The organism is Nostoc sp. 'Peltigera membranacea cyanobiont' 210A, assembly GCF_002246015.1.
In the GTDB taxonomy this organism is placed as follows: Bacteria; Cyanobacteriota; Cyanobacteriia; order Cyanobacteriales; family Nostocaceae; genus Nostoc.
This window is the reverse complement of the sequence record NZ_NOLJ01000009.1, coordinates 209,912-228,261: the sequence shown is the minus strand read 5'-3', so window position 1 is coordinate 228,261 and position 18,350 is coordinate 209,912. Positions and strand designations below refer to the sequence as shown.

The 18,350-nt window shown below is 43.5% G+C and carries 18 protein-coding genes and 2 pseudogenes; 10 read left to right on the top strand and 10 right to left on the bottom strand.

The window, feature by feature from the left end:
* Window positions 1-78 precede the first annotated feature (78 nt).
* Complete coding sequence (locus tag CDG76_RS27310; RefSeq protein WP_094352009.1) at window positions 79-510, top strand: YciI family protein; 432 nt, start codon at window positions 79-81, stop codon at window positions 508-510.
* A 43-nt stretch (window positions 511-553) separates the two neighbouring features.
* Here the strand turns inward: CDG76_RS27310 and CDG76_RS38655 are convergent, their stop codons facing one another.
* Window positions 554-703, bottom strand: coding sequence for a hypothetical protein (locus tag CDG76_RS38655; protein WP_223265412.1), 150 nt, complete (start codon window positions 701-703; stop codon window positions 554-556).
* Between the two features lie 34 nt (window positions 704-737).
* Here CDG76_RS38655 and CDG76_RS27305 point away from each other — a divergent pair, with 34 nt between their 5' ends.
* Window positions 738-1,148, top strand: coding sequence for a VOC family protein (locus CDG76_RS27305; RefSeq protein WP_094352008.1), 411 nt, complete (start codon window positions 738-740; stop codon window positions 1,146-1,148).
* 345 nt (window positions 1,149-1,493) lie between these two features.
* Window positions 1,494-2,126 carry a glutathione S-transferase family protein gene (locus CDG76_RS27300; protein ID WP_094352007.1) on the top strand — a complete coding sequence of 211 codons (633 nt, stop codon included), beginning with the start codon at window positions 1,494-1,496 and terminating at the stop codon, window positions 2,124-2,126.
* Window positions 2,127-2,419: 293 nt separating this feature from the next.
* On the opposite strand, the pseudogene CDG76_RS27295 reads toward CDG76_RS27300, so the two are convergent.
* Together CDG76_RS27295 and CDG76_RS27290 are read right to left on the bottom strand one after the other, a co-directional pair.
* Window positions 2,420-3,439, bottom strand: a pseudogene (locus CDG76_RS27295) (group II intron reverse transcriptase); the annotation flags it as partial.
* Window positions 3,440-3,524: 85 nt separating this feature from the next.
* On the bottom strand, window positions 3,525-4,838 hold the full coding sequence (locus tag CDG76_RS27290) for a group II intron reverse transcriptase (protein WP_094352006.1): 1,314 nt from the start codon (window positions 4,836-4,838) through the stop codon (window positions 3,525-3,527).
* A 59-nt stretch (window positions 4,839-4,897) separates the two neighbouring features.
* Here CDG76_RS27290 and CDG76_RS27285 point away from each other — a divergent pair, with 59 nt between their 5' ends.
* The gene (locus CDG76_RS27285) at window positions 4,898-5,338 is read left to right on the top strand and encodes a DUF5372 family protein (protein WP_094352005.1); all 441 of its coding nucleotides are present in this window, start codon (window positions 4,898-4,900) and stop codon (window positions 5,336-5,338) included.
* 11 nt (window positions 5,339-5,349) lie between these two features.
* Window positions 5,350-7,428 carry a recombinase family protein gene (locus tag CDG76_RS27280; protein ID WP_094352004.1) on the top strand — a complete coding sequence of 693 codons (2,079 nt, stop codon included), beginning with the start codon at window positions 5,350-5,352 and terminating at the stop codon, window positions 7,426-7,428.
* 67 nt (window positions 7,429-7,495) lie between these two features.
* Here CDG76_RS27280 and CDG76_RS27275 read toward each other — a convergent pair whose 3' ends face one another.
* From CDG76_RS27275 to CDG76_RS27250, 6 genes and pseudogenes are all read right to left on the bottom strand, one after another.
* Complete coding sequence (locus tag CDG76_RS27275) at window positions 7,496-8,461, bottom strand: hypothetical protein (protein ID WP_094352003.1); 966 nt, start codon at window positions 8,459-8,461, stop codon at window positions 7,496-7,498.
* A gap of 222 nt (window positions 8,462-8,683) precedes the next feature.
* Window positions 8,684-9,061: pseudogene (locus tag CDG76_RS27270) on the bottom strand (reverse transcriptase N-terminal domain-containing protein); the annotation flags it as partial.
* A gap of 514 nt (window positions 9,062-9,575) precedes the next feature.
* Entirely contained in the window at window positions 9,576-10,241 is a 666-nt protein-coding gene (locus CDG76_RS27265) for a hypothetical protein (RefSeq protein WP_094352001.1), read from the bottom strand.
* Window positions 10,242-10,410: 169 nt separating this feature from the next.
* Window positions 10,411-10,671, bottom strand: a complete 261-nt coding sequence (locus CDG76_RS27260; protein ID WP_094352000.1) for a hypothetical protein — start codon at window positions 10,669-10,671, stop codon at window positions 10,411-10,413.
* 637 nt (window positions 10,672-11,308) lie between these two features.
* The gene (locus CDG76_RS27255) at window positions 11,309-11,899 is read right to left on the bottom strand and encodes an ImmA/IrrE family metallo-endopeptidase (RefSeq protein WP_094351999.1); all 591 of its coding nucleotides are present in this window, start codon (window positions 11,897-11,899) and stop codon (window positions 11,309-11,311) included.
* Window positions 11,896-12,255: a helix-turn-helix domain-containing protein gene (locus tag CDG76_RS27250; protein ID WP_094351998.1), complete on the bottom strand. Its 360-nt coding sequence runs from the start codon at window positions 12,253-12,255 to the stop codon at window positions 11,896-11,898. The genes CDG76_RS27255 and CDG76_RS27250 overlap by 4 nt, the downstream gene beginning before the upstream one ends.
* 168 nt (window positions 12,256-12,423) lie before the next feature.
* On the opposite strand from CDG76_RS27250, the gene CDG76_RS27245 reads away from it, so the two are divergent.
* From CDG76_RS27245 to CDG76_RS27225, 5 genes are read left to right on the top strand one after another with little or no spacing between them, the layout of a single operon-like run.
* Entirely contained in the window at window positions 12,424-12,894 is a 471-nt protein-coding gene (locus CDG76_RS27245; protein ID WP_094352102.1) for a multiubiquitin domain-containing protein, read from the top strand.
* Window positions 12,869-14,053, top strand: a complete 1,185-nt coding sequence (locus CDG76_RS27240; protein ID WP_094351997.1) for a ThiF family adenylyltransferase — start codon at window positions 12,869-12,871, stop codon at window positions 14,051-14,053. Before CDG76_RS27245 ends, CDG76_RS27240 begins: the two co-directional genes overlap by 26 nt.
* A 4-nt stretch (window positions 14,054-14,057) precedes the next feature.
* Entirely contained in the window at window positions 14,058-14,486 is a 429-nt protein-coding gene (locus tag CDG76_RS27235) for a DUF6527 family protein (RefSeq protein WP_094351996.1), read from the top strand.
* Window positions 14,487-14,533: 47 nt separating this feature from the next.
* Window positions 14,534-15,436, top strand: coding sequence for a nucleotidyltransferase domain-containing protein (locus CDG76_RS27230; RefSeq protein ID WP_094351995.1), 903 nt, complete (start codon window positions 14,534-14,536; stop codon window positions 15,434-15,436).
* Complete coding sequence (locus CDG76_RS27225) at window positions 15,433-16,116, top strand: hypothetical protein (RefSeq protein ID WP_094343811.1); 684 nt, start codon at window positions 15,433-15,435, stop codon at window positions 16,114-16,116. The genes CDG76_RS27230 and CDG76_RS27225 overlap by 4 nt, the downstream gene beginning before the upstream one ends.
* A 115-nt stretch (window positions 16,117-16,231) precedes the next feature.
* Here CDG76_RS27225 and CDG76_RS27220 read toward each other — a convergent pair whose 3' ends face one another.
* The gene (locus tag CDG76_RS27220) at window positions 16,232-18,349 is read right to left on the bottom strand and encodes a DEAD/DEAH box helicase (RefSeq protein ID WP_094351994.1); all 2,118 of its coding nucleotides are present in this window, start codon (window positions 18,347-18,349) and stop codon (window positions 16,232-16,234) included.
* Window position 18,350 lies beyond the last annotated feature (1 nt).

The following is an 18,350-nucleotide window of genomic DNA, read 5'->3' as shown; positions in this document are numbered from 1 at the left end:
CAGAGTTGCGCTTTGCGCTAATCAGCACACCCAACCCCTCGCAATCTAACTCAAAACCATTCAACAGGAGATTTCACAATGAAAGTCATGGTCTTTGTCAAAGCAACTCAATACTCCGAAACTGGGGTCATGCCGAGCGAACAGCTTTTAACTGAAATGGGGCAGTACAACGAAGAATTAGCCAGGGCAGGTATCTTGCTCGCCGCTGAGGGGTTTCATCCTAGCTCAAAAGGGGTGCGAGTTCACTTTTCAGGAACCGATCGCACCGTCACCCAAGGACCTTTCACTCCAGCGCCGGAGCTAGTGGCAGGGTACTGGCTGTGGCAGGTGAACTCAATGGAAGAGGCAGTTGCTTGGGTAAAGCGCTGCCCTAACCCTATGCCAGGAGACTCCGAGATTGAGATTCGTCCCGTATTCGAGGCAGAGGATTTTGGTGAAGTCCTGACACCCGCCTTAAGGGAGCAGGAAGACCGCATTCGCGCTCAACTTGAAACTCAGCAGCAAGAGTAACGTCATCAGCAACCGCGCAAATGATGTTCATTTGCGAACGGCACTAAGTTAATCGCAAAGCCCTGATATAACTTGCTTTTTGAGTGTGGGGAGTGTGGGGGGTAAGACTTCTTCCCCGTCCTCCCACACCCTGCCCTGACGAGGTTTCAGCTTTTCTTAGTGCCATTCGTTCATGTACAAACGATCCGCTCATCAAAACGCAGAATCGATTACAAAAGGAGAAATCAATGAAACTCAATTCTTACCTGATGTTCAACGGCAACTGTGAGGCAGCGTTCAAGTTCTATGAACAATGTCTGGGTGGCAAGATGACTATGATGATGACACACAAAGAAGCACCTTCCGCCGAAAATGTCTCACCGGAATGGCAAGACAAAATCATGCACGCTTGCCTTGAACTAGATGATCGCCTCCTGATGGGATCTGACTGCCCACCAGGATACTTTGAAACCCCGCAAGGTTTCTACGTACAAATTAGCGTTCCTGAAATCGCTGAGGCAGAACGGCTTTTTCACGCTCTAGCAGAAAACGGCAAGGTGAAGATGGCGATCGCGCAAACGTTCTGGTCATCGCGCTTTGGCATGTTGACCGATCAGTTTGGGACACCGTGGATGATCAACTGCGAACAAACCATCTGAGCCTATACCAACATCTGTCATTCGTCCTTTGTCCTTTGTCCTTTGTAAATAACCTGAGTTCGGGATAAGAAATCCTCATAAGCCTTGAATTATCGTTGTTCGGTCTAAAGCTCTGTTTTCATCTATTGTCAATAAGACATATTGCTGAGATTAGTTTCATTTGTGAACCTTATTGACAAAATAATTCCATCCACTTTTATCCCTGCTTTGATCAATTCCAGTTTTATTCAATCCTGACAGAATAAGCTTTTTAGCTTCTGGCTTAACCCGAACTCAGGTTAAATAGCCACTGACCACTGACCAACAACAAGATGAAAGATATTTGCACATCACTGAGGTTGATTCATGAAACTCTATGAATTTGCTCCCACGCGATCAATTCGAGTTCGCTGGGTTCTCCAGGAACTTGGGGTGGAATTTGAAGCAATCTCCATCAACATGCGGGCAGGTGAACACCGTACACCCGATTTTCTCAGCATTAATCCCACTGGCAAGCTCCCTGTGCTCATCGATGGCGAACATATCATCACTGAATCCGTAGCCATTGCTTTGTACCTCGGTGAGAAGTACCCAGAATCTAACCTGGTACCTACAGACTTGCTTCTGCGAGCACAGCTTTATCGTTGGCTCCTCTTTACTGCCACCGAATTAGAACAGCCGCTATGGCGTATCGCTCGCCACACGTTTATATACCCAGAAGAGTTGAGATTGTCTGCTGAAATACCTCTCGCTCGGCAAGACTTCACCAGTATGGCTGTCGTTTTAGAGAACCATCTGTTGGATCGGCAGTTTGTAGTGGGTGAACACGTCACAGTGGCTGATTTTGTGCTTGCTTACACACTGGATTGGGCGAACGAAGTTCAGCTACTCGCCACTTTCCCCACGCTGGTAAACTACATGGAACGAATGTACAAACGACCAAAGGCATCTGGACGAATCGCAGCTGCACTTGCAAGTCTCAATCAGACCTCACAATGATTCGTGATCTGATCAGCCGTTTGGGTATCAGCCAGAGTGAAGTCTGGTAGATATTGTTTTACAGAGACATCCAGGACATCCAGGTTAATTTTTCCAGCTTCTACCAATTGCAGCGCTGCGATCGCTTCTAGACGCAATCATTGTCTAGCAAAAGCCAAGTCACTTCAACGATATCATCAAAGCTGTCAATCTCCTGAACAGTCTTCTGTTTGAGTCGATGGGGGATATTATTCCCCGCACCTCTCAGTTAAATCTGGGCGTGCGACTTTCACCGCACCCAGCTCCCGATGTTCTTAGCTTGCGCTTTTGCTCATGTGCTTGTAATCGTGGCAACTCTCATGGATTGCTTCCAGATTATTTTTCTTCCAGTTGGCGTGATTTCCATCGATGTGGTGCAGGTGAATCTGTTCCTCGTCGGTGAATTTTAAGCCGCAGGATGCACATTTATGGTTTTGCTTCTTAAGAGCTTTAGAGGTTTCGCCGTCGTAGAGGTTACTGTTACGTTCGCTCCAATAGGCTATATTTCCGTCATAGGGGGATTGTGTTCCTTTAACCATGACGTGATTATTTTCGGAGTGAGGAACTGCTGGGAATGCCTTGTCTAGTAATTTCTTGCTAGAATGGCGGTTTTGCTTGACTTCCTTGTTGAATACCCTATAAGCTCTTGTTTCGATGTGGTATAACGAGTTTCTAGACCCGTCCATCTTGCAGAACTTATGGAAATTTCTCCAACCTCTAACTACCGGGGCTAATTTCTCAGCCTTTGTGGTAGCACCATAATTCGAGTTGTTGACGATGTGTTTTACTTTCTTACGGAATGCTTTGAAGTTGTCTACTGAGGGAGTGCTTCTAAACTTTCCGTTTTTCTGGACTTTAAAGTGCCATCCGAGGAAATCAAACCCATCTGTCGTGGCGGTAACTTTGGTTTTCTTTTGGCTTACATTCATTCCGCGTTTGCGGAGGAACTCGCTGATTCTTTCAAGTATCTCTGTTGCGTCATCTTCGGGTCGGAGTATAATAACCATGTCGTCCGCGTATCGGATTGATGGTTTGGCAATGTATTTTTCTAGAGTATTGCCTGTTATTCTAGTTCCCCGTTTGTAGTTTCGATGATATTTGTGGATATCTTCGATTCCGTTGAGCGCGATGTTTGCTAATAGTGGGCTAACTACTCCCCCTTGAGGTGTACCCTGTTCGGGGAATTCTGGATTAACCCCCGCCTTGAGGCATCGGAAAATTCCGAGTTTCAAGCCTTTAGGGGCGATGAGTTCGTCCATTATTGCTGAGTGGTTAATCCTGTCGAAGCACTTGTCGGGTAGGAAGGAGGTGTCACCACCTCCGAAACCCCCCTAAGAACGTAGCGTGACAGTTTCCCATCACTACGCTCAAGCCTTATTTCTAGCCCGATTTCTTGGATTTTGAATGTTCCAGTTTGTGGCATGGCTTGTGCAAGTGGATAAGGTTCCAGGTGTCATCTGTTCCCTCATCCTCCACCGGAACTATGTGATGGACTTCCAGTTCCTCGCCGTTGAGTAAAGTTTCACCGCAGCTTGGGCATTTCCATTCCTGGTTTTCGGCAACTATGAAATATTTACTTCCTTTTGCCCATTTGTTTTTGCCCATCTTCTTGTTACGGTTTTCCCAGTATTCTCGGAGTTCAGGATTATCTGGAGAGGCGCTTCCTTTCACCTTGATGTGACGTACAATCTTGGTTGAAGCAACGTTAAATAGTTGCATGAGTTTAGAATTGTTTCGACGGTCTTTGCTGTTAACAGCAAAGACCCAACTTCGTGTCCCGACTTGGTGAAAGTACTTAGCTTTAATCCAGTTTTTTGATTTGTATGGGTGTCGTCGTTTAGCCCAACGCCAGAGATATTGCCACACACGATAATCGATGTAGCTAAAGGTTTCTTTACTGACTCCACCTCTGTAGTAGTTAGCAAAGCCTCGGAGAATAGGATTGAGTGTGGATATGACTGCTTCCTGTTTTGCACCGTTTAGGGATTTGACTATTTCGCCGATCTTCTGGCAGAAGTTAAGAACTTTTGATTTAGAAGGCATGAATAGTGCCTTCCCCTTGAATGTGCGTAGTTTGAAGCTGAGGAAGTCAAATCCATCCTCTGTGTGAACTATACGTGTCTTCTCCTCGCTTAATTCCAGGTTGCGGTCTAATAACCATTTCTCAATTACCTTTTTCGCTTCTAAGATGTATTCCTTAGAGTTTGCCGTAATGATAAAGTCATCAGCATAGCGAATTATCCCCATTCCACTTCGGGATTTTTCTCCTAATGGATGATTCTTGGTAGGCGGGTGCCGATATGGTATTGCCTTAACTACTGTTTCCAAACCGTGAAGTCCGATATTGGCAAGTAGGGGGCTAATTGCACCACCTTGGGGAGTTCCTTGGATTGTTTCGTTAAACGTTCCTTTATCCATGAAACCGCATTTTAGCCACATTTTAATGAGTTCTCGTCCTGGTACTTTACCTATAGAGTTCTCAATGTTGCTGTGAGAAATGTTGTCAAAAAATCCTGAAATGTCTGCGTCTAGAACCCATGAGTCTCCCTTTTCGCTTTTGCCTGTTGGTGCAATTCTCGTGAATGCTTGTTCGATAGCATCGGCGCAACTCCTTCCAGGTCGGAAGCCGTAGGAATTTTCTTCAAAGACTGCCTCCCATTCTGGTTCTAGTAAGTTTTTGACTACTGTTTGCATGACTCTATCTCTCACGGTGGGAACAGTACAGTAAGACTGCACATAACTTCAAGTCACTTTTGGGAAGTTGTGTCACCATCACCAATCCCATCCACCCGTTATGTGGTCAGTCAGTTGTAATACAGCAAATTCGTAAAGTAGGGATTGAGACTAAAGTAACTGTAGAAAGTCCTTTAGGAGGATTTTTGTCTCTACCAGCAACGGAAACCGACCTATGGACACAGCAAGCTTTCACAGCCCAAACAGTCGGGAAGTTTTTACCTGAGAAATTACTGCGATTAAGCGAATGGGTAGCTCGGCGATCGCAAATTATAACGTCCGAATCTTCTTGTGTTCTTGATGATATTGAAGTCGAACACAAGAAAAAAAATGAGGAAAAAGCATCTACTAGCAACCGCTCAACCCAAAAACGAAGAAAGGCTAAGTCGCCTCATAAAGCTAACAGCACGGTTAGTGGACAAAATACTCTCCACTCAACAGACAGAGAAAGCGATAACTAGGAGTAAACCAGATGAATAATAAAATTAGTTCAACCCATCTGGAACGCCGTGCTGTTGTGTACTTAAGACAGTCAACACCCAATCAGGTAGAATTTAACCGTGAAAGTACGGAAAGACAATATGCCCTAGCTGACCGTGCATTAACCTTGGGTTGGGACAAGAGTCAAATATCCGTATTGGATAGTGACCTTGGTAAAAGTGGTCAAACGACAACAGGACGCGAAGATTTTCATCGACTAATGGCTGCTGTTGGTTTAGGGGAGGTGGGGGCTGTTTTGGCTCTGGAAGCTTCAAGATTTTCTCGTTCCCAAGCAGATTGGCATAAACTTTTAGATATCTGTGCCCTAACTGATACCTTGGTAATTGACCACGATGGGATTTACGACCCAAATGATTTTAATGACCGAGTGATACTGGGGTTTAAGGGAACTTGGAGCCACACGGAACTACATGGTATGCGCTTACGGTTACAAGGAGCCAAACTCAATAAAGCTAAAAAAGGAGAACTGCGCTGTTCTCCACCTACTGGCTATGTCTACGACCCAGAAGGAAAATTGGTGCTAGATCCAGATGAAAGTGTTGTTGGTGCAATACAGTTAGCCTTTCAACAGTTCCGCGAACTTAGAACGGCGTTTAAGGTGATGCGCTACTTTTGTGTGAACCAAATTCCTTTCCCAAGAAGACGTTGGCGACCTGGGGATATTGGTACACTTCATTGGGGAAAAGCCAACCTTAGTCGTATAACTGCCCTACTGCACAATCCAACTTACACAGGAACATACGTATATGGTAGACGACGCAGTTTTAATGTAATTGAGGCTGGGCAAATAAAGAAGGTTAAAATCCAGCAACTACCCCAAGAAGAATGGAAAGTGATAATCCACAACGCTCACGAGGCTTATATTAGTTGGTCTGAATATTTGTCTAATTGTGAGCGACTCAGACGCAATTGCCCAATTTCTTTATCAGATGGATGTCCAGGTACACCTAGAGAGGGCTTTGCTCTCCTCCAAGGTTTAGTAATTTGTGGTAAATGCGGTCGTCGTATGAGTCCTCGCTACCACGGTACTGGTGGTTGTAGAGCAGCTTACGAATGTACCCAAGCTCGTAAACAAGATGGTAGCGTTGGTGCTTGCTGGAGCGTTGCAGGAGCAGCAATTGATACAGCCGTTTCCGCTCATGTGCTGTCAGCTTTTACGGACGAGCAACTAGATATTTCCCTTGCTGTCCTATCTGAACTTGAAAATATTGCAGATGAGGCAGATAAAACATGGCAACTGCGACTGGAAAGGGCACGTTACGAAGCTGACAGAGCTTTTCGACAATATGATGCAACCGAGCCAGAAAATCGTTTAGTAGTCCGTACACTAGAAAGGCGATGGAATGAAAAATTACAACAGTTAGCAGAGTTAGAAGAGGCATACCAAAAAGCACGTCTTGTACAACGGCTGGAATTAACAGCAGTGCAACGGCAACAAATTTTACAGTTAGCCAACGATATTCCCACACTTTGGCACGCCAGTACTACTACGAATCTTGAGCGTAAAGAAATACTAGGGTTGTTAGTAAAACAAGTTGCTATCACCCCAATTGATGCTCCAGAACGCTCTACTCGTATCCAAATACTCTGGCATACAGGAGCTACAAGTGAGTTGATTGCAACACGCCCAACAAATGCAGACAAATACCGAACACCCAACGAAGTCATTCAACTTATTGAAGAATTAGCCCCGGGTCGAACTGATACGAAAATTGCTGATGAACTGAATCGCCGAGGTTTGGTGGGTGGTACTGGGCGTGCTTTTACGAAAAAAGGTGTCGCCTGGATTCGTTGGAAGTTTGGTATTGATAAGCCTTTAAGTGACCCAAGTGTTGCGAAATCTGGGGTCAGCCCGGAAGGTTACTATTCCACCAGTGCCCTTGCTAAAAAACTGGGTGTTGGAATTCATACTGTCTATTACTGGCGAGACAAAGGAATTATTCAGGCATTCCAAGAAACTCCTAGAAGTCCTTGGTGGTATATAGTCACACCCGAAGTTTTAGAGACTTTACGTGAAAAAATCCGCCGCGTACCAGTTAAATCTGAATAATACCAGTTTGATAGTGAGCCGAAAACAATAGTTTGAATATCGTTAACCCCTTTGAGTAATTTTGTACTCAAGGGGTTTTACTGTCTTCGGGTGAGGGTTTTTCAATAAATTTTTCACCATTAAAATGCCAAGCAATTCCATCTGGATCATGAAGAGAAGTCCATTGCCCAAAATTGGGAGCATTTTTCTTATGACGAAGGGTGCTAGGAGAAACATTTAGTCTTCTTGCTAAAGCTGCACCAGTCAGGTGAGATGGGACTTCCAGAGAATTTTTACTTTCGGATTTCTCTAGTGAGCTATCAGGTAAGTCAGCAAGTGGCTCACTATTATCAGATGATACTTTGGGATGATTATTTTCTTTGAGTAGTGGTAGACCATCAAGTGAGTCATGAAATGGCTCACCCATGACGGTCTCTAGTAAGTCATTTGATGCTGGCTCATTTAGTAGCTCATTATAGGGAGGCGTGTTCTCCTCAATTAGTATGGAATTTAAGATAAATTCGGCAGTTGGTGTTACCAATAGTGACTCATTTGATAGCTCACTGTTGGCGGATACGGTTTCAATAATAGATGACTTCGATAATTCAGTGTCAACATCTGCCCCAGTTATTGGTAGCTCACTTCTAGATGTACTCCCGGACGTAACTACAGATTCGTTTGTCAAGTCAAGGATTCTGTTAGGTGATTCATTTGGTGGCTCACTTAATCCCTCGTAGTTATCAGGTTGATGCAGATATCCGTTGGATAGGTCTTCACCAGATGCTTGACAAGTATACTGACTCATTGCCTGCTTGAGTACTGCTACATCAGAAAGCAGACTACTCACCTTCACCTCTAAATCCTCAATTCGCTTTGGCGTACTTGATAGCTCACTTGGTAGCACATTGGGTAGGCTACCGCATAGGTAAGTCTCCAGAATTGCCACAATAGCGGCAGAATCTGACTTTAATCCTTGAGAGCGCTTAAATTCAACCAACAGTTCATAGACTTTGGGTGGTGGGTAGGCTGCTATACGGGGATTTTTTGTTGCCATAGTTGGTAGACTTTAACACTTGATACAACTCTAGCCTACCTTATTAGTAGCTCACTCATAGCTCACTAACCACTACTTTTTTCACCTTAGCAAAGCTCTTCCCTTGGCGAGGCTCACTCACTTGTGAGAAAATCTGTACCCAATTGCAGCGCATTGAGTGGAGAATAATTATAGAAAGGAAAATATCCCTAAACTTCATTGAATCAAGGTGCAATATGAATACACCGTCGGTATCTTGAGCATTCTGGTAGTCCCGTCCTTTTTAGGGATGGGGATTTCCCGTAGTCCTTGATGCTTCCAATTTCCACTGTTCGTTTTCAGTAGTTCTTCAAGGTTGAAGCGTTCTTCAAATGACAGGGATTTCTTACCATCAATACCCGCCGTTTTTTTACCAGCATTTAGCTGAGATACCTGTCTTATTGCAAGAAATCGAGCCGAGGTTGATTTAAGAATAAGCTTTTGGAGTGACCTAGCTTTCCGCTTGTCTCCAACAAGAACCGCTTTATACACGCGCTTTTGAAGGCGGAAAAGGTTACGGCGGAATTTCTTCCACGGTAGAGCTTTCCAAGATTCACTAGTTTTGTAACTGTGTCTAATCATTTTCTCTTCTCTGGTTTGTGTATTCTGAACACCTCGCAACAATTACGTTGCGTCCTACCCGAATCAAAGGAATTCCGTATCCCGTCTTACCTACCTGGGGTTCGACTTCCCCAAGACCTTTGACTCGTTTTTATTCGTTCCCTCGGAGAGATTGATTGTTCCGTTAGGTGTGGTCAATTCAACCACTGGATTCCCAAGACTCTTGCCGCTATAAAACCGATATGCGGCGGGAATTAATTCTCCAGTGGAGTCAGGGTTTTCTGTTACGCCCTGCTCTTGGATAGGTTGCTTTTCTAGACCCGGTTTCGCCGTAGGAACTCCCTGTTAGTGCCAGTGTCAACCCGTAACGGCTGTCTGATTACACCCTGTTCCCAGCTTCACTCTACAAGAACCGAGCTTGTTCGGTGTGGGCAGGTAAGGAGTCAATTCTGAGTTTGAATGGTAGGGCTTTCACCTACATCTGACCGAGAGTTCAGCCCTTTAGTGACAGTAATCTGCTGTCGGGCTGGATTAGTTATTTACGGGCTGATTGCCGTGATTCACTGATCAACGAATCGCACTCATCTACCCAATCTTCATCCCAGAGAAGTTCATTGTAAACCTTAGTTGCTTGAGATATTTTTAGGTTGTGAGCTGCTGTCACACAATTTCTTGGTTGCCAGCCAATGAGGGCATATCTTCCATGTAAATGTCTGACAGCATTCTTGCAGTCATTAATTACTGGAATATCTTCTTTGATGTATTTCCGCAATTGGACTCCTAAACGAATTGCCTCCATTTCATAATTTTGAAAGTAGGGTTCTTCAACATCAGGTGTAGAAATCAGCAATGCTCTCACCCAGGCATGATTTTTATAGATAGCCTTCGCTACAACTAAATTGACTTGTTTTGGTGTCCAGTTGCTCCTTTGTAAAAAGTTATCTATTGCTGATTCATCATCTAAATCTATATCTACGTTAGATTCTGAAAGTATTTCCGAGATATCTGTATTTTCTAGGAACAGTTCGTACCATTCTTGAAATGTTTCGGGACTAAATAGTTTTCGCGCTTCTTCAAATGAAATTTTCTCCCATCCAGCATCTGTAACTATTTCGTTACCAGTCTTTGCAATGAACAGATTTTCTTCTTCTACCATCCAAGGGAAGGATGTCTTCTGATGTTTTCTCTTTCGTTTACCCATTGAGCCATTGCAATGTCTATCGCCTTGCCGCCTAAACGTCTACGCACTCAACTTTAATGCTACCGTTGATTATTTGGTAGGCTTCTTTACCAAAGAGCAACTCCTGTTTGTGACACTACGTACCCCATAAGAGAAATGTATTTTTTTTTACCTATATTTATCAGGAGTATCACCCACAAAAATCATCCACCCGGATATCCCGCCAAATGTCAGAAATCTGCCAGCCAGAGTTGCCAACAGACTGTACTGGAGGATTGTCAAGGAATGGAATATAGTCAGGTTCTCTTGGAAGAAGAATTGCTGCTGGTTGCTCATCAACTACAGGGGCTGAAGAATTGACGGTACAGAAGAGAAGATTTTGGTCTTCAGCGTGTTGGATTTCCATCATTTTCTTCAGAGTCAGCTTGTCGGATTTTTTGATGATCTTCATATCTATCTATTAAAAGTTTTCATTCACTGCTCCCCAAAGGCATCGGCTGAAAATCTGGATGACAGCAAAGTTGTGAGAAATTGGGTGTTAATAATTGCACGGAATAAACAAGATACAGCAAATCTATAGAAAATACGAGTCCCTTGCTGAGGAATTTATCAATTGGATACAAATTTCTTTTTCGCGCAGATGCCACAATATTTTACACAGATGTTTTGGGCACTCTTTAGCCTCATAGGAACCATTGATTCCCAAAATCAAACTGGAAAGGATTTTTTGCAGACAGGGAATTTTGATAACAAGCGTAGGTGATGATGATCGCAACCCAGGCATCACCGTGCCAAAAAAGGTTTTTTGTACGCTAAGGAAAATTCTGAGCCAATGCCACGCAGAGTTGTTGCGCGGTACTGGCTCTGCAAATGCGCTCTAAAACTGGCTTTGAGATGCAAAGTAAGAAACGTAATTATCAACGTTTCTTAAACCAAACTTCTAGTTGCTTCTCTATCTAATGAAATATTACCTCAGAAAGGTAGGGCGGAAACTATTGCTGTACAAGGATTACAGCAATAGCATACAATTTTACCCTTTTGGCGCGGTGATGCCAGAATCTTCAGGACAGGAATAGCCATAGCTATGCTTAACGAGATAGCTGCTTCTCTACGCCCGTTATACGTATTCGATACTTGTACAACTCCTTACTAACACCAAAATAATCGGCCGCAGCTTCAATATCCATCTTCTGACGATGACTGGCAGCGATAGCAGGTCTAGGGAGTAAGAGACAAGCACCCAACCAATCGGCTTCGGCCTCCTGGCGCTTATCAAATGTACGAAAGCCTATGCCAGTGCTATCAGATACGATGATCTGGGATGATTCATGGTTAAGAATGATGTGAGCCTGCTCGTGCATCAGATCATTGGATTGGCGGGCAACTGAATGGGACGGATTGAGTACGATAATATCTTTTGTTCCTGAGCGGACGGTAACAGCAGACCATTCATCGCCCTCCGTTGATTGAAGGTAACGAAGCGTTTCACGGGGTAAGCCTGGCACATTGGGGAGTTCCCAGATAAATACATTTAAATACTTTGCAAGTTCGCGTGCAGGCAACGGGTCTGTATCTTTCAGACCTAAATGTGACCTGACCTGAATCGCAGTGTTCTCGCATCGTGATTTGAAACCCCGGACGAACAGTGCTTCATCATTTTTTGATATTGGGCCGATCATTCGTCATCCTCTGCCACGGCAGCTTGATGAATAGCAAGAATTAATGCACCCAAATGTTGCGCGGTCTTTGGACTCATTGTCTTGCCTGCCTTAAAGTGAGCAAGCATGACCGTTTGGTTGGGCTTGGATGCAGTTTCTGTTTCTCCCTGCTCCTTGTAACCCAGAACCTCGCCAGGATCGACTCCAAGCCAGGCACAAATTTTTGTAAAGGAGTCTAGATCAGGCTGTTTTCCTGCCTCTACTCGTGATAGGGTTGCCGCACTGATATTCATTTCTGCCGCAACTTGTCTCAGTCCTCTGCTACCCCTTCGTTTCTTGATGAGGGGGCCAAGTTGCTCAAGTGTAAGCCTAGCCATAAAAAATCCTTTCGTTTTTGTTTCACTATTGCAACACTGTTGCAGAGGTGATATAACAGATTTGAATCACTGAAGCAACGTTGTTGCAGAGATGGAATAGTTTCACTCTATCACGATTAGCATCAGGGGTTTGTATTGTATTAGCTATTTTGGTGTGAGGATTTAATGATGAACGAAAAAGAACACAAGCATGATGTAGGGCATAGTAAAGTCCGTGTCCATATAGATCGTAAGCAGTACGAGTCGCCGAATCCAACAACAGGTTCAGCGCTTTATGTACTTGGGCACGTTCCTCATGGATTCGAGCTGTTTCAGGAGGTAGAGGGAAAGCAGGAAGATAAAGTCATCCCGAATGATGGAAATGAGATTCATCTCAAAGAAGACGAGCATTTTTATAGCACTAAAGAATTCAAGATCATCGTGAACGGTCGTCCCAAAGAGGTTACTTCAAAGGAATTATCGTTTACCGAGATTGTCTCTTTGGCATTTAGTAATCCTCCGACAGGCGAAAACATCCTTTTTACAGTTACATACGAGAAGGGCAAAGGCAGCAGGCCTGAAGGAACTCTAGTCGAAGGACAATCGGTACATATTAAAAATGGGATGATCTTCAATGTCACAGCAACTGATAAGTCGTAGCATTGACTTAAAGCGTCTACAAGATGAAGGCTTTGATCTGGAGATCAACTCAGGCTATCTACTGGTCAAAAATATTCCGTATTTAAACTCCAACCGAGAAATCAAATACGGGATGCTTGTTTCAGAATTGACTCTTGCTGGCGATGTAACCACTAAACCTAGTACACACGTTATTGAGTTTGGCGGTGATCATCCTTGCCATAAAGACGGGACAGAAATAACTCAGATCAAACATGCGAGTACAAGAAAGCAACTCACTCAGGGAGTTGAAGTTCAACATACGTTTTCAAGCAAACCTCCTCAAGGCTATTCAAACTATTATGAAAAGCTGACTACGTATATCGCTATTATTTCTAGTCCTGCACAAGCAATTGATCCGGCTGTCACAGCAAAGAATTTCTCAGTTATCCAATCGGAGGAAGGAGAATCGCCATTCTGTTATCGTGATACCGCATCAAGTAGGGCGGGTATCAATCTAATTTCTCAGAAATTAGCACTGGAAGATGTTGCTATTATTGGCTTAGGTGGAACGGGAACATACGTGTTGGATCTAGTAGCCAAAACTCCTGTCAAAAGAGTTCATCTATTTGATGGAGATAAATTATTTCAACATAACGCATTTAGGTCTCCAGGTGCGCCATCAATTGATGAACTGAGGGAAATTCCTTATAAGGTAATTTACTTCAAGGAACTGTACTCCAAAATGCATCAAGGTATTGTTCCTCATGCTTTCTATATTGAGGATGAAACAAGCGTTAATTATTTAAAGAAGATGAAGTTTGTATTTCTTTGCCTTGATAGAGGTACAGCAAAAAAACTAATTATTGGAAAATTAGAAGAATTTGGCATTCCTTTCATTGATGTCGGAATTGGTGTGAATTTAGTTGATGAATCGTTAGGGGGGATACTAAGAGTCACGACTAGCACTATAGAACAGCGTGAGCATATAAATAAAAGAGTTTCTTTTTCAGACAATAACGGTAACAACGACTATGCTCAAAATATTCAGATTGCTGATCTGAATGCTCTTAATGCAGCCTTAGCTGTAATAAAGTGGAAAAAAATATTTGGATTCTATCGAGACTTCAACGGGGAACATAATACTACATATACCATAGATGGCAATACACTAATTAACGAAGACCAGTTAGAAGGCTGAAACAGTGCTTAGACACGAATTTGTTGAATATATTCCTGATAACCTCAATGACAACACTATCTATGTGTCTATAAAGTTTGGAACCGTAGCTCATAAATGTTGCTGCGGATGTGGAAATGAGGTTTTTACTCCACTAAGCCCAACCGATTGGAAGTTAATCTTTAACGGTAAATCAATTTCGCTTGAGCCTTCAATTGGTAACTGGAGTTTTGAGTGTAAGTCTCATTATTGGATCAGACATAATGATGTTATATGGGCTGTCCAATGGTCACAAGAAGAGATTGACGCTGCCAGAATATATGATCGTTCTGCAAAAGAGAAATACTTTGAAGATGCTTCTAGTAACGTGATGACAGAGAAACCAAAGAGCGATAAACAAAAGCAAAGTTCTTGGATGAAATTGAAACAGTGGTGGTTGCAGTATTGGAAGTGACTGTAATAATATACCGCCCAAGAATGAGGTAGGGAGACTTTTAGTACATGAATATATCCGAAGATACCTTTGTTTCTTGGTCGAGGGGGCCTAGCCAAACAGAGTCTGATAAATGTGAGAACGCAGAGAGAATTGTTCGCAAAGCGATCAAAGCTGATGTTAAACTATCAAGCCTAGACATTTCCGTTTTTGCTCAAGGCTCTTACCGTGCCCGCACAAATGTTAGACAGAACAGTGATGTAGATATATGTGTCCGCTATAACTCAGCATTCTTTCCAGACTATCCCAGTGGTACTACACGAAACACGTTTGGTAATGTGGGTAGTGCTATATCCTTTGCTGAATTCAAGAATATGGTTGAGCAGGCGTTAGTCAATTACTTTGGTAGAAATGGAGTTACACGAGGTAATAAAGCTTTTGATGTTCATGCAAACACTTACAGAATTGATGCAGATGTAGTGCCTTCTTTCGAGCATCGACACTACACAGGAAGATGGAACACAGATGGCACTCCTCACTACATTTCAGGTGTTGCCTTCAAGCCGGATAACGGTAGTTTGATACAGAATTGGCCTCAGCAGACTTACGATAATGGGGTAAATAGAAATAATAGTACAGGCCGGAAATATAAACGGGTTATTCGCATTTTGAAACGTCTCCGAGACAAAATGCAGAGCGAGAACGTATCAGGAGCCAAAAACATTTCGTCGTTTCTTATCGAATGCCTGGTTTGGAATGCTGCATTGGAAGCATTCTCAAAAGAGTCATACACAGAAATTCTTCGATATATCATTGTAGACATCTGGAGTCGCACACGTAAAGATGAAGATTGTTCTGAATGGGGTGAAGTAAATGAATTGAAGTATCTCTTCCGCAATTCTCAACCGTGGACTCGCCAGGAGGCGAATAATTTTCTCCAAGCAGTCTGGAATTATATTGGATATACATGAAGAATCTGAAAGCCAAATCATTTGCATATTTTCTTTTTGCACTGTTTGCGATTTGTTTTATCGGTGTCGCACTTGTCACAGGTGCAGAGATTACAGACATCTGGAGTGCATTGAAGATTGCCTATAAAACAATTCCAATTCTGGTGATTTTATGGGTAGGGTTTGTCACCTATGCTTGGAAATGGCGAATTTTTCAGAAGTGGCTTGTTCCCTTCCCTTATATTGAAGGGACTTGGCAAGGAAGCATACAAACGACCTGGAAGAATCCGCAGACTGGGGAGACTCCCGGCCCCATACCCACAATTCTCACTATTAAACAGTCCTTCACTCATATTAGTTGTGTTATGCGTACAGCAGAGATGACAAGTCGAAGTTACTTCGCCGACTTCTGGCTGGATAGTGATGAGCAATTACGAAAGCTTGGATATTGCTACACGAGTTCTCCCTCTATATCAGTTGCAGAACGTAGCCAGCCCCACGATGGCACAATTGCTTTAGAGATAATCGGTAATCCTGTAGAAAAACTTCATGGTATTTACTGGACTACGAGAAAAACAACAGGTGAAGTTACCTTAAGATTTCGTTGCCGTGAAAAACTTGACGAATATCCATCTGATCTAGGCGATCATCCGATGAAAGGTAGGGCGGAAACTATTGCTGTACAAGGATTACAGCCTTAGCGTACAATTTTACCCTTTTGGCGCGGTGATGCCACCCACAGCCTTTTAAACTTTGACTTGATTTTAGTTCCATCTAAGGTATCTGGCTCAAAGTGGCTTTGTTACTGAGATAAAATTATTCAAGTTTATTTAAATTCAAAATTTTAATTACTCCTGGCATATCTAGCAAATAATTGCTAACCATCTCTAGAGAATACACTTCTGGCAACGCCCTCTGAAACTTACTTAGACGATATTCTGGTAATTGCGAAAGGATGAAGCGCTGGGTAGCTGGAGTTTTCCAAAAGGCAGAAGTACTCATCTGAGCGATCGCTAAACTTAAAGTTGCATAACCAACACTATCGCCTTCAATTTTTAACTTGAAGTTGTCAGAGGTAATCTTCCAATCATGGTGAAATTGCAGACCGTATTTGAGGGTGTGATTAATTTGTCCACCTGCAAAAGTCCACCACAGCGCCCGATCTGTTTCTAATTGGATGCTTGATTGAACTTCTGTGATTAATGGCCTGAGATCAGAACGGTACTCATCTAACACAACTTGCGTTTTGGCATCGATGTAAGGAATAGTACTTTTTGATTGCAATATTTCCGCAATTTGCTGACAAAGTTCAAAGCCTAGTAGCTGTGGGGCAAAGCCACCCCAGCTTGGTTTTTTACCACGGGGGGCTGGAACAACTCCAACTGTGCGTTCCTCATGGCTAACGTGCATAACTGTCCAAGCCCGACCGCCGAGAAGAAATGAACTCATCTGTGCAACTAATTTATCGACAAAAGCTTGCTCTAGAGAGCCTACAGTGTAACCTGCTGGTGTTTGAACTTTATAGAGAACTGGGCTACTAAAAACAGCGTAGAGTTCCATGAAGTTTTTACGCCCAAACACTCGTTCTGCTTTTTCTCCCATTGACAGTAGCCCACCAGCTAGAAACAGGAAATCCTCCTGAATCATGTGTTTGATCAGTATTTCAAATTCTGAGTGGGTTATGCCTGAAAAGTCAGGAACTACTGAAAGTTGCCCCCAGCAGAGTTCTGGGCTAATGCCACCAAATTGGAGAGTAAGTGCTAATAGCTGATGTACAAGTACGGCCCATGCGCGTGTCTGAGTAGGTATAGATTCGACCCAGCCTTTCCTAGCTAGTTCAATGATGGCGATCGCTTGCAATACTGTCTCTATATTTTCACAGAAAAATGTAGTATTAGCTTGTTGCCCTGTTCTCCTTCCAGTGCGGCCCAAGCGCTGGAGGAAGGATGAGACTGTAGAAGGGGCATTAGCTTGCAATACTAAATCAAGATCGCCAACATCGATGCCCAACTCTAGAGTGGAGGTGCAAATAATGCTGGCATTTGTCCCTCTATGAAAACGTTCTTCTGCGGCTGTTCGTTCTTCTAGGGAGACAGAACTATGGTGGACAAAGACATCTGTACCTCGGTTACGCATCCGTTCGGCAATTTCTTCAGCCAAAGACCGACTTTGGCAAAAAAACAGACTTTTCTTGCTCTGCGTTATCTGGCTGGCATCTTGAGCGATCGCGCCTAGTGTATCACGCAGGTAAACGCGCAAATCCTTTTTTGAGGGAACTTTGGGCGGATCGACAACGCAACCTGGACGTTTTGATGTACCTTGGAGCCAATGCAAAATATCTACCGGATTACCAACGGTGGCACTAAGTCCAACGCGCTGCACATCATTACTGGTGTAACGAACTAGCCGTTCCACAACGGACATGAGATGGGCACCTCGGTCTGTACCTGCTAGGGCATGAACTTCATCAATTACTAAAGCACGCATATCGCCAAAGATTTTTGTGTGGGGGACTTTGGCGGATAGCAGCATCACCTCTAATGACTCAGGAGTGGTCATCAATAGTGCTGTCGGCTCTTCAATAAAGGCACGCTTTTCCTGATCTTTAATATCCCCATGCCAAAGAAAGCGCCTTAGACCTACCATTTCGGTGTAATGCCCCAAACGGTCAGCTTGATTATTCAATAAAGCTTTAATCGGTGCAATGTATATTAGTCCGACTCCTTCAGGCTCGCGTTCCATTAGCGTTGCTAGTAATGGAAATATAGAAGCTTCCGTTTTGCCACCAGCTGTAGGGGCTAGAACAATTGCATTATTACCGTCGAGCAGTGTATGTCCTGCCAGTTCTTGGACAGGACGCAGAGAAGACCACCCTAAATTGGAGACAATAGCGGCTTGCAAACGGGGAGGAAAGCGAGCAAAGGCTGAAGTCATG